Below are 15,337 nucleotides of genomic sequence, written 5' to 3'. Positions count from 1 at the left end.
CAGCCAGACATGGATATCAAACGCACCATCCTCTGGGTCATCTTCTCGATGTCCCTCGTGCTGCTCTACGACAACTGGCAGCGCTCCCAAGGCCATGCGTCGATGTTCTTCCCGAGCACGACCCAACAGGCCGCCTCGGCGCCCGCCGCCAGCGGCGCTGCCGCGCAGGGCGACGTGCCCAAGGCCAACGTGGCGCCAGGCGCAGCGGGTACCGCTGCCCCGGCCGCGCCGCAGGCCGCGGCCCAGCCCACCGGCGAGAAGGTCGTGGTGACCACCGACACGGTGCGCGCCGAGATCGACACCGCCGGCGGCATCGTGTCGCGCCTGGAGCTGCTCAAGGAGCATGAGAAGGACGGCAAGCCGGTGGTGCTGTTCGAGCGTGACAACGTGCGCACCTACATGGCACGCTCGGGCCTGATCGGCGGCGACCTGCCCAACCACACCACGGTGTTCACCGCCGCCCCGGGCCCGCGCACGCTGGACGGCGCCGAGCAGCTGGAAGTGGCGCTGACCGCCGAGAAGAACGGCGTGAAGCTGGTCAAGACCTATGTGTTCCGCAAGGGCAGCTATGTGGTCGACACCAAGTTCGCGGTGACCAACGCGGGTGCCGCGCCGGTCTCGCCGACGCTGTACCTGGAACTGGCGCGCGACGGCAGCAAGGTCGAGCAGTCGCAGTTCTACAGCACCTTCACCGGCCCGGCCGTCTACACCGACGCCGACAAGTACCACAAGATCGACTTCGAAGACATCGCCAAGGGCAAGGCCACCGTGCCGGCCGCCGCCAACAATGGCTGGGTGGCGATGGTGCAGCATTACTTTGCCTCGGCCTGGATCCCGCAGACCGGCAAGGAGCACAGCTTCTACGTCCAGCAGATCGATCCGCACCTGTACCGCGTGGGCGTGCAGCAGCCGCTGGGTGAACTGGCCCCGGGCGCCACGGTGACCACCGATGCACGCCTGTTCGCCGGCCCGCAGGAAGAGCACATGCTCGAGAAGATCGCCCCGGGCCTGGAGCTGGTGAAGGACTATGGCTGGCTGACCATCCTGGCCAAGCCGCTGTTCTGGCTGCTGGAGAAGCTGCACGGCTTCCTGGGCAACTGGGGCTGGTCGATCATCGCGCTGACGGTGCTGATCAAGCTGGTGTTCTTCCCGCTGTCGGCGGCGAGCTACAAGTCCATGGGCAAGATGAAGGACCTGCAGCCGCGCATGACGTCGATCCGCGAGCGTTACAAGAACGACCCGCAGAAGATGAACCAGGAGATGATGGGGCTGTACAAGACCGAGAAGGTCAACCCGCTCGGCGGCTGCCTGCCCATCGTGATCCAGATCCCGGTGTTCATCGCGCTGTACTGGGTGCTGCTGTCGTCGGTGGAAATGCGCGGCGCGCCGTGGCTGGGCTGGATCCATGACCTGTCGGTGCCGGATCCGTTCTACATTCTGCCGATCGTGATGGCCGTGTCGATGTTCGTGCAGACCAAGCTGAACCCGACCCCGCCGGACCCGGTGCAGGCCAAGGTTATGATGATCATGCCGCTGGTGTTCTCGGTGATGTTCTTCTTCTTCCCGGCGGGCCTGGTGCTGTACTGGGTGGTGAACAACATCCTGTCGATCGCCCAGCAATGGCAGATCAACCGCATGCTCGGCAAGGGCAAGGCGGCAGTGGTGGCGAAGAGCTGAAGCTGTTGCAGGTTGCGGTAAGCAAAAAAGCCCGGCAGTGATGCCGGGCTTTTTGTTTGATGGATCGGGGCGCTGACAGCCATCACCCCTCGTTGATCACCGCCCGCCTATAGCGCAACCATGTCGAAATCCGCTTTCGCCATGCCGCAGTCCGGGCAGCTCCACTCCAGCGGGACCGCGCCCCACGGTGTGCCGGGCGCGATCCCGTGCTCGGGCATGCCGAGCGCTTCTTCATAAACGAATCCACAGATACGGCACTGCCAGATGGTCATGCGGCCCCCCGCAGCGAGGGTGCACGGGTGGAGACGCCGGCGGCGCGCGCGGTGTTTTCGATCTCTTCGACCAGCGGGGCGATGCGCGCCAGCTCGGCGCGGTTGTCGTCGTCCCACGGATGGAAGCCCGGGCGGAAGTAGCTGAGCCATTCCGGGATCATCTTGGGCAGCACGCCGGGCGAGGCCCACAAAAAGCGCAGCACGCCGCCAAACCCGGTCAGCTTGTTGCGGCAGCCCTTGTCGCCCATCACCAGCGCGATGTGGAACACGAACACCATGGCCCAGAACGTCACCGTGGTGGTCAGCATGGTGAAGGTGCGCAGGAAGTAGCGGTAGGGGCCGGGCTTCATCACCGTGTTCCAGACATCGTAGGCCACGGCCTTGTGCTCGGTTTCTTCCAGTGCGTGCCAGGTCCACACCTGCCGGTAGCCGGTCTCAGAGGCCGCGCCCATGTGGCGCTGATCCTGCAGCAGGCCGCCGGCCAGCATCGCGGTGTAGTGCTCCAGCGCGATGGTGTGGGCCAGCTGCCAGGACTTGGGCAGGATCTTGCGCAGCAGGTCCAGCAGCTTCCACACCGAGCGGTCCAGCGCCGCGGCGGGCAGGCCGGCGTCTTCCATCAGCCGGTTGTAGAGGATGTGCTCGCGCGTGTGCATCGCTTCCTGGCCGATAAAGCCGGCGATGGCGCGGCTCAGTTCGGGGTCTTTCACCTGGTCGCGGTAGTTGCGCACGCTGTCCATGAAGAAGCGCTCCCCGGCGGGGAAGAAGATCGACAGCGCGTTGATGAAATGGGTGACGTGACGGCCCCGTTCGTGCCAGTCGCTGATGCGTTCTGGCGGCAGGTGGGGATGCACGTCGCGGCGGACTGGCATCATGGCGGTCTCCTTGGGTGACGGCCGGCGCGTGTTGCGCCGGCGGGGATTTATTGGGCGGCCAGGAACGGCAGCAGGTCTGCGGCCACGCGTTGCGGGTCTTCTTCCATCGGCACATGGCCAAGCCCCGCGTAGCGGCGCAGCTGCGCGCCGGGGATGCGCTCGGTGAAGGCCTGCGCGTGCGCGGGCGGGATCCAGCGGTCGCGCTCTCCCCACAGCACCAGCGTGGGCGCGCGCACGCTGCCGAGCAGGTGGGTATCAAGCTGGGCAAAGTCGAGCCTGGGCACCATCTTGCCGACGGCCTCGCGGCTGCCTTCGGCGTAGAAGAAATCGACGTAGCGGCGGAAGGTGGACTCCGGCACGCGTGAAGCATCGCCATAGACGTCGCGCGTGGCGGCGCGGATGATGAACTCCGGCAGCATCCACGGTGCCGACCAGCGCACCGGCGCATGGCGGAACAGGTCGATGTAGATCGGCAGCCGCATCGGGAAGCCGGCGGCGTCGATCAGCACCAGCTTGTCGACCGCATCGGGCCGGCGCACCGCCAGGTCCCACGCGATCAGCCCGCCCAGCGAGTTGCCGATGATGCTGGCGCGGCGCACGTTCACCGCGGCCAGGAAGGCATCGATGAAGTCGCGGTAGCGGTGCACGTCCATGGTTTCGATGCGGCCGCGCGCATCGCGCAGCGGCCCGGTCAGCCCGAACGGGGCGAGGTCCAGCCGCAGCACGCGGTAGCGCTGCGCCAGCGCCGGCACGATCCCCTGCCACGTATGCAGCGAAGCGCCGAAGCCGTGGATCAGCACCAGGGTCTCGCCGTCGGCGGGGCCTTCGTCGGTGTAGTGCACCATCGCATCCAGCACGCGCACCCAGCGCGAGGCCGGCAGCGCATGGCGCTGCGCCAGCATGGCGCGCGACAGGCTGAACAGCCCTACGCGGCCCTGCCCGAACCAGCGCGTCAGCGCCCCCGGTGGCGCCAGCAGCGCAGCATCCTGTTCGATCGCGAGCCGGTTCACGGGCGCTCTCCCTGGCCGACCGAGGCCGGTGCCGCAACCGGGCCCAGATCGCGCTTGCGGCGCGTCTCGCGCACCACCAGCGACTGGTAGGCGGCGGGCAGCAGCCGCGCCATGGCATCGGCGGCGTAGGCGTCGGGTCCGATCAGCACGCGCCGGCGGTTGCGGCGCACGCCTTCCAGGATCACGCGCGCGGCCTTGTCGGGCGAGGTAATGAAGAATTTCTCGAACTCATCCTTGCCGTGCTGCGCGTCGCGCACCAGGAAGCCGTTGACGCTGGATGACACGCGGCTGGCCTGGGCGATATTGGTCTTGATGCCGCCCGGGTGCACGGTGGTGGCCGACACGCCGCAGTCCATCAGGTCCAGCTCCTGCCGCAGCGATTCGGTGAAGCCGCGCACCGCGTACTTGCTGGCGTTGTAGGCGCCCATGCCGGGCTGGGCGAAGATGCCGAAGATGCTCGACGTATTGACCACGTGGCCGTCACCGCTGGCCTTCAGGTACGGCAGGAAGGCCTTGGTGCCGTAGACCACGCCCCAGAAGTTGATGCCCATGATCCATTCCAGGTCGTCGTAGCTCATGCCCTCGACGGTGCTGGACAGCGCCACGCCGGCGTTGTTGAAGATCAGGTTGATGCGGCCGTGGGCCTCGGCGGCCGCGGCGGCCCACGCGTAGACCGCGGCGCGGTCGGCCACATCCACGGTGTGCTGGGTGATGCGGGCCTGCGGTGCGGCGGCCATGGCCTGGGCCACGGTCTGCGCCAGCCCGGCCTCGTTGCGGTCTGACAGCGCCAGGTGGCAGCCCTGCCGTGCCAGCGCCACCGCCAGCGCGCGGCCGATGCCCGAGCCGGCGCCGGTGATCGCGGCAACCTTGTTGCGGAAGTCCTTCATGTCCGGTCTCCTTCCGGTGATGTCGTTCTTTTGGGTGTGAACCAGGGGGAATGCGTGTGCGTCAGGCACCAGCGACCGTGGCGATATCGGCCGACCCGGGCTGCATTGCGGTCTCGTCCGGCAATGCGCGCCGCACCGGGTACAGGTCGTAGTCGGTCATGCGAAAGCTCGCCGTGGCGCGTCGGAACTGCCAGGTGAAGCCCGGCCACAGCGTGGTGTTGCGGCCGCTGCGCGGGTCGATGTACCAGCTGGCGCAGCCGCCGGCGGACCAGATCGCATGGCCCAGCCGCGCCTGCAGCCGTTCGTTGAAGCGGCGCTGCACCGGCTCGCGCACGTCCACCGCCTGCACGCCTTCGCGGCGCATCTGCTGCAGGGCGTCCGCGATGTAGGCCACCTGCGACTCGATCATGAACACCATCGAGCTGTGGCCCAGGCCGGTATTGGGGCCGACCACGAAGAACAGGTTGGGGAAGCCCGCCACGGTGGTGCCCAGGTAGGCCTGCGCGCCGTCGCGCCAGGCATCGACCAGGTCCACGCCGTCAAGGCCGGAGATCACGCCGCGCGGCAGCGGGTCGGTGGCATGGAAGCCGGTGCCCAGGATGATGCAGTCCGCGGGCCGGCGCGTGCCGTCGCGCAGCACGACCGCGTCGCGCTCAACGCGGGCGATGCCGGTGGTGACCACGTCCACGTTGTCGCGTGTCAGCGCCGGGTAGTAGTCGTTGGAGATCAGCACGCGCTTGCAGCCGATGGTGTAGTCCGGCGTCAGCGTTGCGCGCAAGGCGGGGTCGCTCACCTGCCTGGCCAGATGGCGGCGTGCGACGCGCTCCACCACCTTCACGATCTTCGGATGCAGCACGAAGCCCAGCACGCGCGATTCCAGCATCCAGTAGATGCCGGTGCGCACCAGCGTCTGCGTGAACGGCAGGCGGCGGAACAGCCAGCGCTCGGTCGCGCTGACCTCGCGATCCGGCTTGGGCATGATCCACGGCGGGGTGCGCTGGTACAGGTCCAGCTGCGCCACCTGGGGCGCGATCTGCGGCACGAACTGGATCGCGCTGGCGCCGGTGCCGATCACGGCCACGCGCTTGCCGGCGAGCGCATAGGCGTGGTTCCAGTGCTGCGAGTGGAAGCACTCGCCCTCGAACGAATCCAGCCCCGGGATATTGGGGTAGGAAGGCCGGCTCAGCCCGCCCATGCCGGAGACCAGCACGCGCGCCCGCACCACCTTGCCGTCTGCCATCTCCAGGCGCCACACCTGCGCGGCCTCGTCCCAGGCGGCGTGGCGCAGTTCATGGTGCAGCCGCAGGTGCGGGCGCAGGCCGAAGCGGTCGGTGCAGCCTTCCAGGTAGGCGCGGATCTCCGGCTGGGTCGAGAACATGCGCGACCAGTCCGGGTTCGGCGCGAATGAAAAGGAATACAGGTGCGACTGCACATCGCAGGCGCAGCCCGGGTAATGGTTGTCGCGCCAGGTGCCGCCGACGGAGCCGGCCTTCTCGAAGATCAGGAAGTTGCGCTCGCCGCGCTCGCGCAGCCGTATCGCCATGCCGAGGCCGGCAAAGCCACTGCCGATGATGGCAATGTCTGTGTGCTCAAGGGCAGGGGATGCCTGCTGCGGCAGCTCCGCGGGTGCATTCATGGGCGCTCCTCACCGTTATTACAGTGTTTATTGTGACATTGATGGATGTCATCGTAGGAAGCGCAGGGCAGGTGGTCAATGCCGTGAGTTGAAGGATGGTTCTAATTTTTAGGGATTTCCAGCGGCGTTTCGCGCACATAAAACAAGGCGATGCCACCCCGCAGGCGCTTGCGCCATGGGATTCGGTCGTGTGTTTGAAACCGGGAGATTTTTTTCAGGCTTCGCGGATCACGAAAGCGTGGCCGCAACATTCAGGCGCTAGGCCGCCTGTCCCTTGCGGCGCCAGCCGTGCGGCGTTTCACCGGTCCAGCGCTTGAAGGCGTGGGTGAAGGCACTCTGCTCGGAATAGCCGAGCCGCATCGCGCACTGCGCCAGGCTGATGCCGGGATCGGCAAGATACTGCTCCGCCAGCGCGCGCCGCACGTTATCCACAAGCTGTGAATAACTGATGCCCTGCGCCTGCAGCCGCCGCTGCAGGGTGCGCACGGGCAGGCTCAGGTGCGCGGCCACGTCGGCAATCGGCAGTTCGCCCTGCGGCAGCCGCCCGCTGATATAGGCACGCGCCTGCGCCAAGGCGTCGGCCCCGGCCGGCGCGAGCTGCTGCAGCTGGGTATCGGCGATGCGCGTCATCTGCGCCTGCATGCCCGCGTCGGCCTGCAGCGACGGCAGGTCCAGCAAGGCCCGTTCGATATGCATGGCATGGCGCGCGGCGTTGAAGACCACGGGGCAGCCGAACACCTCGGCATGCAGGCGGGTATCGGCCGGCGTGGGATGCGGGAATTCCACCTGGGTGGCCACGTGCTGCTCACCGATCAGCCAGCGCGCGAACACCACCCAGGTTGCCATGTGCAGCTCATGCGCATGGCGCGACAGCGGGCCATGCCGGGCTTCCCAGGTCATGCAGGCGGCATGCGGCGTTTCGATCAGGCGGGTGCCGCCGATATCGTTGGCCAGCACCTCATAGCGGATGCCTTGCAGGATGGCGTCGCGCACGGTGGGCGTGGTCAGCACCACGTAGCCCATCTCGGCATAGTGGCGCGGCGCGAAGGCGGCGCCGGCGCGCAGGCCGACATCGGGATCGCCGGTGACCTGCTCCAGCCAGTCGAGCAGGGCCAGATAGGCGGCACCGGGAATGCGCGTGGCGGTCTGCGCACCGGTGGCGTGCAGCAGCTCGGGCGGCACGCCGACGGCGCGCAGCTGGTCGGCCGGGGCAATGCCCTGGCGCGCGCCGTGGTCGAGCACGGCGCGGAGGTAGGCGAGCGAGACGGTGCCCAATGCGGTGCCCGCTTGCATACCACTGGCACCGCCGTCGGGCAGGTTGGCGCGTGGCATCAAATCACCTGTCGTGCGGGATCAAGACCGGGCACCGATCTTTATCCATACTCCGGGTAGCGTCAATGCGGGCCTGCCCCCGCCTGAATACAGGAGACCGACGCAAGGAGACAACATGGCCCCCAATCATCCACACCGCCGTGCGGATGCCGATGCCGAGGCGCTGCACGCGCTGACGCGGCGCGGCTTCCTGAAAGTCGGCCTCGGCTTCTCGGCCGCGCTGGCCTGTACCGCGCTGGTGCCGTCGCTGGCCGGCTGCTCATCGGCCCATCCCGCGCCGCAGGCCGGCATGACCTGGCTGCGACCGGAAGACGTGGCGATGTTGCGCGCGCTGCTGCCGGCCATCGTCACCGAGCTGGCCGAAGCGCCGCCGCCGCGGCGCGCGGCCCTGGAGCAGGACGCGCTGCGCAATATCGACGCGACCTGCGCCGCCATGGGCGCGGGCGCGCAAGCCGAGCTGCGCAAGCTGTTCGGACTGCTTGCCAGCATGCCGCTGCGCTGGGCGCTGACCGGCATCCGCCAGGACTGGAGCGCGGCCACGCCCACGCAGGTGCAGGCATTCCTGGCGCGCTGGCGCGCCAGCCGCCTGGCCACGCTCAATGCCGGCGCGGTGGTGCTGGTCAAGCTCATCAGCGTGAGCTACTACGTGTTGCCGGCCGCATGGGCGGGCAGCGGCTATCCCGGCCCGAACGCGGCCGTCTACAAGGCGCTGCACGCCTGATCCCCGACATGGCCATCGACAATCTCTACGACGCCGGCATCGCCGCCGGCTGGAAGGTACTGGACGCTGCCACCTTCACCACCACGCGCACGCTCGATGCCGACGTCGTCATCGTCGGCAGCGGCGCGGGCGGCGGCATCAGCGCCGAGGCGCTCAGCCGCGCGGGCCTGCGCGTGGTGCTGCTGGAAGAGGGGGCGCTGCGCACCTCGGACAGCTTCCGCGACATGGACGAGAACCGCGCCTATCGCGAGCTGTACCAGGAGGCCGCGGCCCGCACCACGGCCGACGGTGCCATCGCCATCCTGCAGGGCCGCTCCGTCGGCGGCAGCACCACGGTCAACTGGTCATCGAGCTTCCGCACGCCGCCGCAGACGCTGGCGCACTGGGCCACGCATCACGCCGTCTCCGGCCACAGCGAGACCGACATGGCGCCGTGGTTCAGGAAAGTGGAAGAGCGCCTGGGCATCGCGCCCTGGGCGATGGCACCCAATCCCAACAACGACGTGCTCAAGCGCGGCTGCGAGACGCTGGGCTGGGAATGGCACGTGATCCCGCGCAATGTGAAGGGCTGCTGGAACTCCGGCTATTGCGGGCTGGGCTGCCCGGTCAATGCCAAGCAGTCGATGCTGGTGTCGACCATCCCCGCGGCACTGGCCAGCGGTGCGACGCTGGTGCACCGCGTGCGCGTGCGCACGCTGGACCATGACGGCAAGCGCGTGCAGTCGGTCACCGGCGAGGCGCTGGGCGCCGATGGCTACACGCCCACCGGCGTCGGCGTGATCGTGCGGGCCAGGCACTTCATCGCCGCCGGCGGCGCCATCAACACGCCGGCGCTGCTGCTGCGCTCGCGCGTGCCGGACCCGCATGAGCGGCTGGGACTACGCACGTTTATCCATCCGGTGAATATCAGCATCGCAAAAATGCCGGAGCGCATTGATCCTTATTATGGCGCACCGCAGTCGATCGCTTCCGACCACTTCCAGTGGAAGGACGGTGCGACCGGGCAGATGGGCTACAAGCTGGAGGTGCCGCCGCTGTTCCCCGGCATCAGCGCGGGCGTGGTCAACGGCGTGGGCGAGGCACTGCGCCGCGACATGGCGCAACTGCCCCATACCAACGCCATGCTGGCACTGCTGCGCGACGGCTTCGTGCCAGAGAGCGCGGGCGGGCGCGTGCGGCTGGCGGCCGACGGCAGCCCGCTGCTGGACTATGAGATGAGCGACTACGCCTGGGACGGCGTGCGGCGCGCATGGCTGAGCATGGCGCAGGCGCAGTTTGCCGCCGGCGCGGAGCGGGTGCGGCCCGCCCACCTGGACGCCGCCGAGTACCGCAGCTGGCCCGAGGCGCGCGACGCCATCGCGCAGCTGCCGCTCAAGCCGTTCCGCACCGCGCTGTTCACCGCGCACCTGATGGGCGGCTGCGGCATGAGCGACGATGCGCGCGGCGGCGTGGTGGACAGCCATGGCAACCACCACCAGCTGGCCAACCTGTCGGTGTTCGACGGCTCGGTGTTCCCGACCAGCGTGGGGGCCAATCCCCAATTGTCGGTGTTCGCGCTGACGGCGCAGAATGCGCACGCGCTGGCACGGAGCCTCACGTCATGAGGTATTGGCCGCGCAAGCCTGCAATGTCCTGCATTGCAGGCATCCGGCATGCCTGCTTCATGCAGGTTGCCGGCGACATTGTTGTGCGATTCCCCACACCAGTGGCGCAATTAGAATGTCCACTCCAATTCAGGTCTTGTGAAACGCTCGAAGCGGTGGATAGGCTTCGTACAGCTGTTTCAAGCATCCGTATGCCGTCAGAGCAGGGAGCGGAACAGCGTAGCAAATTGCTAAGGGGTTTAAGGCAGCAACGAAGAGAGACGCCCCCATGAAGACCGGCAAAAGCTCGGCAGGAGACACCAAGGCCCGGATTCTCGACGCCACGGAAAAGTTGTTTACCGAGGTCGGCTATGAAGCCACCTCGCTCAGGCAGGTCACGTCGCGCGCCATCGTCAACCTGGCCGCCGTGAACTACCACTTCCGCAGCAAAGACATCATGATGCACGCCGTGCTGAGCCGGCGGCTGGATCCGCTCAACGCGCGGCGCCTGGCGCTGCTCGATGCGTGCGAAGCGCGCTGGCCCGGCAACAGCATCCGCTGCGAGCACGTGATGGGCGCGCTGTTCGTGCCCGCGCTGCAGATGGCACGCGACCCGTCGGTGGGCGGGCCGTCGTTCCTGCGGCTGCTCGGGCGCGTGTATTCGGATACCTCGCCCTTTATCCAGCAATACCTGCTGGAGCACTACGCCCCGGTGTACGGGCGCTTCTTCGACGCCTTCTCGCGCGCCATTCCGGCGCTGCCGCGGCATGAGCTCGGCTGGCGCCTGCAGTTTGCGCTCAAGGCGCTGGCCGGCGTGCTGGCCGGCGAAGAGCTCACCAACCTGCTGCCCGCGTTCACGCAGGGCCGGCAGATGAGCGATGCGCACGTGCTGGCCCAGCTCACCGCCATGGTGGAAGCCGTGCTGAACGTGGCGCAACCCAGTGCGGACGACTTCTCGGCCCTGCAGTCGGTGTTCGAGCTTGGCGAGCAGCAGCAGGCCAGGGAGCGCGCCAGCAGGCTGGCCGCGGCGCAGTCTGCCGATGAACTGAGTGCCAGTTGCGCCGCGATGGCGGCAACCATGGGCGATGCGGCCAGCCAGACCGCCGCCGCACTCGGCAAGGCCCGCATCAGCGCACGCACCGTGCGCAATGAGGGCACCAAACGCTCAGCCGTGACCAGCATGCCGGTCCGCGCGCGCGAGCAAACCGTGAGCTTCCCCAGCAACCCGCTGGATGACTGGATGCGAATGCGCACCAGGACATAGCGGCGCGCGCCGCACCCGGTTACCGCCGGGCCGGCGCCACCGCCCTCACGCAAAAACTGAACCGTCGATCCATCCAGCGAGGCCACGCACAGGCCCCGCGGACCCCGTGCGCCTTATCGGATTTCCCAAGGGCGCGGCGGTGGCCCCGTTCGCCCTGCGCTGCCCGCGCTCCGCCTCCTGGCGGACATCTTGAGGAGGAAGCTGCCATGTCGATCCAACCGCTTTACCTTGCCGCCGTCGCCGGTGCCGTCATCGGACTGCTGGCTGCGCCACTGGCCATGCCCCCCGTGGCCATGGCCCAGACGGCCACAACCACCGCCGCCGCGGGCACGGGCTATGACGGCCAGACATCCGCACAGCAAGCCGCACTGTTCTCGCGCCAGGTCGCCAGCGGCGAACTCGCGCGGCTGTCCGATGAGCAGGTGCTGGCCGTGTTCCACGCGCTGCAGCCGGATGCACTGCTGAAATGGGCGCGCGCCGAGATGAACCGCTATCCCGAGTACGAGTACTGGATGTCGCGCCAGGAACGGCTCAACAACCAGTGGCAGGACCAGCCCGCCAGGATGCAGATCCGCTACCGCCACCAGCCGCGCCAGCTCTATGCCAAGTGGCTGCCCGGCGGCGCGCAGTCGGGACAGGAAATCATCTACGACGAGACCCGCCGCAAGGACGAGATGTACGGCCACCTGGGCGGCGTGCTGGGCTTCACCTCGATGTGGATTGCGCTGGACGGCACGCTGGCGCGCTCGCAGTCCAACCACACCGTGCGCGACCTGGGCTTCCAGTTCGTGCTGTCGATGCTGGAGCGCGATGCCAGGTCGCTGCGGGCCGCCGGCCTGTCCGAGAAATACAGCAAGGCCGAGATCGTACAGGAGCAGGGCGTGCGCATGGTGGCGCTGACCTGGGACCTGCCGGCCGGCGCGCCGCAGTACTACGCCAAGAAGGTGCAGCTGATGCTGGACCTGAAGCATCCGTATATCCGCGTGGAAACCGCCTGGGATGCCGACGGCAACATGGTCGAGAAGATCGTGTTCGACAAGCTGGTGCGCAAGACCTTCGAGGCCTCGGCGTTCGATCCGGCCAATCCTGACTATCGCTTCTGAGATGCGGCAAAGCGGCGCGCACCGTGCGTTTGAATCGGTGGCCGCGCCGCTTTGCCGCGCAGTCCGTGCAACACCCGCAATCCACCGCCACGTGCGGCATGCACGCCAGGCGCGCCTGTTTGGAACGGCCGCTCTATTGACGCCAAAACACGCGAGCGGCGAGAGTCGCCGCACCCGGGAGGGATCCGGCCGCAGAGCCGGACACCAGATCCAGAACCAGGGGTCGCCAAGAAAAAATCAGGAGACAGGCAATGACCATGTCGATGCTTCGACGCAGCACTTTGGTTTTGACAGGGGTGAGCCTTGCCGCGGCGCTGGCCGGCTGCGGTGGCGGCGGCGGCGATGAAGAGGCGCCGCGCGCCGGCACGCAGGCACCGCAATGCGCTGACACGGGCACGTGCCCCGCGCAGGGGCCGGTCACCATCGGCGGCCCGCCGGGGTCGTTGTGCCCGGCGGCACTGGACTACAGCACCACCTTCACCGGCGGCTCCGGCGCGGGCGAACTGGTGAAGCTGCGCTTCGACACCGCGGCCCGCACCTACCAGCTGGAGATCATCGAGTCGCCGGTGCCCAAGCAACCCGGCAGCGTCAGCCCGACGCGCGCGGGCGTGACTTTCACCGGCACCTTCGCCAACCTGACCTCGCTGCCGACCGCCGAGCAGAACCGCTGCGCAGTCGCGCTGCAGACGGCCACCGCATCCGACGGCACCTCGCAGGCCAATATCGACAGCGCCAGGCCGCCGGTGATCTTCCTGGGCAATGGCGTTGCCGGCGGCGGCATCCCCGGTGCCACCATCTCCTATCCGGGCGTGCTCGGGCTGGGTGCGATCCCGGCCACCACGTTCCCGTTCTACCCGGTGCTGGCATTCGCACAGACCGAGACCGACTTCACCAGGGTGGCCGGCAGCTACAACCTGCTGGGCTACCACCAGGTGCCGTCCGGCGGCTCGCTGACTTCGTCGAGCCACTTCACGCCCGCGACCGCGCAGACCACCGAGACGCTGAACGCCGACGGCAGCTGCACGGCCCCGGCCGGCAGCTGCCTCAGCACCGGCAACAGCTGGAAGCTGCGCAGCGCCGATGGCGCCTTCGAAAGCAGCAATGCCGATGGCAGCCGCCGTTACCCGTCGTTCCAGAGTGCGGCCATCACCAGCAACAACGCCAGCCGCGCCAAGGGGCTGATGGTGGTGGGCAAGCTCAACGGCGCACTGGTGCCGCTGCTGGTGCGCACCGGCTACGCGCAGATCTCGCTGCTGCCACTGACGGTCAATGTCGACGACGAATCGGGCCTGGCACTGATGGCGCCGGCGAAGGCACTGGCCAGCGGCCAGCTTGACGGCGGCTATATCGGCTCGGGCAGCGACTTTGTCTACACCGCCTCGCTGGTCAAGGGCACGCGCGTGGAGCTGCTGGACCCGATGACGATGAACCAGACCGGTGCCTTCCAGCTCGACTTCACGCAGAACGCGCCGGGAATGATCGCCACCACCGACAACAGCGGCACCACCGGTGCGCTGATTGCCAGCGGGCGCGTGTTCAGCCACCTGTCCGGCACCGGCAGCGCCAGCCCGACCTTCCGCGTCGGCGTGCTGGCAGCACCCTGAGTCCACCAAGAACACACAAAACCGAGGAGACCACGCCATGCAACCCCTTCGACTGATCCTGCCGCGGGCCTCGCGCCCATCCACGGTGCCGGCGCGTGCGCTGGCCGTGGCCGCCACCGCCATGCTCGCCGCCTGCGGTGGCGGCGGCGGCGACGACGCGCCGTCCACGCCGGCCGCGGTGCAGACGCGGCTGTGCCCGGCAGCGCTCGACTACTCCACCACCTTTACCGGCGGCACCGGCTCCGGCGAGCTGGTGAAGGTGCAGATCGACACCACCAAAAAGACCTGGCAGGTGACCTTCGTGGACTCGTCGGTGCCGCGCCAGACCGGCACCGTGCAGCCCACGCGCAGCGATCCCACCAACGGGCAGAACGTGATGCGCGGCACGCTGAAGGCGGAGACGGGGTTGCCGACCGAGAAGCTCAACCAGTGCGCGTTCGAGCTGAGCGGCGCCAGCCTCGATCCGAACCGTCCGGCCAAGCTCTTCGTCGGCGAAGGCGTGGTGGGCGGCACCATCCCGGGCGCGCGCATCCAGTTCAACGGCGTGCTGGGCGCCGGCGCGGTGCCGGACACCACCTTCCCGTATTTCCAGTTCATCGGCTTCGCGCAGACCGAGACCGACCTGTCGAAGATTGCCGGGCAATACAACGGCACGGGCTTCCACGAGGTGCCGTCCAAGCAGTTCCAGCTGGTGGCGCAGGACTACCGCATGGCGCTGGCTGCCGATGGTTCCTTCACCGTCTGCGACAACGCCACCAACACGTGCGAGCGCAAGGGCAACAACTTCGTGCCGCAGGCGAGCGGCGCGCTGCTGTCGACCAACTACAAGGCCGAGAGCCAGCCGCCCACGCTGGGCGGCACGCTGGGCAAGGCCTACCTGATCGTGGGCAAGCTGCGCGGCCAGCTGGTGCCGGTCATGATCCGCGTGGGCTATGCCAATGACTCGCTCGCCAACGGCCCGCTTGGCGCCGACGACGAGATCGGCATCGGCATGATGGCGCCGGCCGTAGCGCTTACTGAAGGCACGGTCAACGGCGAATACGTCGGCGTGGACAGCAACTTCAACTACCGCGTGACGGCACTGGTCGGCGCCGCGGCCACCATGATGGATCCGTTCCGGCCGCATGATGCCTCGCTCGCCATCCCGTACCGGCTGGATTTCTCGCAGCAGGTGCCGGGCGTGGTCCGCACGTCGCGGCGCGATGCGCCTGCAGGCTCGGCGCCGACCGGCAAGCTGATGTTCACCGGCGGCGTGTTCGGCTTCCTGGAACAGCGCGACAGCGGCCCGTACTTCACCGTCGGCGCATTCGTGCAGTAAGCACGCTGCCAGGCCCGGGCCATTGCAGCCCGGGCCACTGCGCCACGATCCGACCATA

General features: G+C 68.1%; 13 protein-coding genes. 7 read left to right on the top strand and 6 right to left on the bottom strand.

All coding sequences use genetic code 11. The annotated features are described in order from the left end of the window. Window positions 1–9 precede the first annotated feature (9 nt). Entirely contained in the window at window positions 10–1,677 is a 1,668-nt protein-coding gene (gene yidC / locus AC3WQZ_RS10000; RefSeq protein ID WP_011616294.1) for a membrane protein insertase YidC, read from the top strand. Window positions 1,678–1,784: 107 nt separating this feature from the next. On the opposite strand, the gene AC3WQZ_RS09995 is transcribed toward yidC, so the two are convergent. The 6 genes from AC3WQZ_RS09995 to AC3WQZ_RS09970 form a co-directional block, all read right to left on the bottom strand. Beyond that, on the bottom strand, window positions 1,785–1,949 hold the full coding sequence (locus AC3WQZ_RS09995) for a rubredoxin (RefSeq protein ID WP_035817912.1): 165 nt from the start codon (window positions 1,947–1,949) through the stop codon (window positions 1,785–1,787). Further along, entirely contained in the window at window positions 1,946–2,821 is an 876-nt protein-coding gene (locus tag AC3WQZ_RS09990; protein ID WP_058697435.1) for a metal-dependent hydrolase, read from the bottom strand. The genes AC3WQZ_RS09995 and AC3WQZ_RS09990 overlap by 4 nt, the downstream gene beginning before the upstream one ends. Before the next feature lie 47 nt (window positions 2,822–2,868). After that, window positions 2,869–3,831 (bottom strand): alpha/beta fold hydrolase, encoded by a 963-nt coding sequence (locus AC3WQZ_RS09985; RefSeq protein ID WP_492300438.1) that lies wholly within the window; start codon window positions 3,829–3,831, stop codon window positions 2,869–2,871. Beyond that, window positions 3,828–4,718 (bottom strand): SDR family NAD(P)-dependent oxidoreductase, encoded by an 891-nt coding sequence (locus AC3WQZ_RS09980; protein ID WP_011616291.1) that lies wholly within the window; start codon window positions 4,716–4,718, stop codon window positions 3,828–3,830. Before AC3WQZ_RS09980 ends, AC3WQZ_RS09985 begins: the two co-directional genes overlap by 4 nt. A 61-nt stretch (window positions 4,719–4,779) precedes the next feature. Then, a complete protein-coding gene (locus AC3WQZ_RS09975) occupies window positions 4,780–6,354 on the bottom strand; it encodes a flavin-containing monooxygenase (RefSeq protein ID WP_492300436.1) in 1,575 nt (524 codons plus the stop codon). A 258-nt stretch (window positions 6,355–6,612) separates the two neighbouring features. Beyond that, a complete protein-coding gene (locus AC3WQZ_RS09970) occupies window positions 6,613–7,686 on the bottom strand; it encodes an AraC family transcriptional regulator (protein ID WP_492300435.1) in 1,074 nt (357 codons plus the stop codon). A 115-nt stretch (window positions 7,687–7,801) separates the two neighbouring features. On the opposite strand from AC3WQZ_RS09970, the gene AC3WQZ_RS09965 reads away from it, so the two are divergent. From AC3WQZ_RS09965 to AC3WQZ_RS09940, 6 genes are all read left to right on the top strand, one after another. Continuing rightward, entirely contained in the window at window positions 7,802–8,407 is a 606-nt protein-coding gene (locus AC3WQZ_RS09965) for a hypothetical protein (protein ID WP_011616288.1), read from the top strand. Between the two features lie 8 nt (window positions 8,408–8,415). Then, window positions 8,416–10,011, top strand: a complete 1,596-nt coding sequence (locus AC3WQZ_RS09960) for a GMC family oxidoreductase (RefSeq protein WP_492298446.1) — start codon at window positions 8,416–8,418, stop codon at window positions 10,009–10,011. 268 nt (window positions 10,012–10,279) lie between these two features. After that, window positions 10,280–11,254 (top strand): TetR/AcrR family transcriptional regulator, encoded by a 975-nt coding sequence (locus AC3WQZ_RS09955; protein ID WP_454750868.1) that lies wholly within the window; start codon window positions 10,280–10,282, stop codon window positions 11,252–11,254. Between the two features lie 206 nt (window positions 11,255–11,460). Then, window positions 11,461–12,357 carry a DUF1571 domain-containing protein gene (locus AC3WQZ_RS09950; protein WP_010811361.1) on the top strand — a complete coding sequence of 299 codons (897 nt, stop codon included), beginning with the start codon at window positions 11,461–11,463 and terminating at the stop codon, window positions 12,355–12,357. Between the two features lie 251 nt (window positions 12,358–12,608). Next, window positions 12,609–13,961 carry a DUF2957 domain-containing protein gene (locus AC3WQZ_RS09945; RefSeq protein ID WP_492300434.1) on the top strand — a complete coding sequence of 451 codons (1,353 nt, stop codon included), beginning with the start codon at window positions 12,609–12,611 and terminating at the stop codon, window positions 13,959–13,961. A 37-nt stretch (window positions 13,962–13,998) separates the two neighbouring features. Beyond that, window positions 13,999–15,279, top strand: coding sequence for a DUF2957 domain-containing protein (locus AC3WQZ_RS09940; protein WP_011616283.1), 1,281 nt, complete (start codon window positions 13,999–14,001; stop codon window positions 15,277–15,279). The last annotated feature ends 58 nt before the right edge of the window (window positions 15,280–15,337 follow it).

It is taken from the genome of Cupriavidus sp. FW305-26, assembly GCF_058787975.1.
This window is presented reverse-complemented; position numbering and strand designations above follow the sequence as displayed.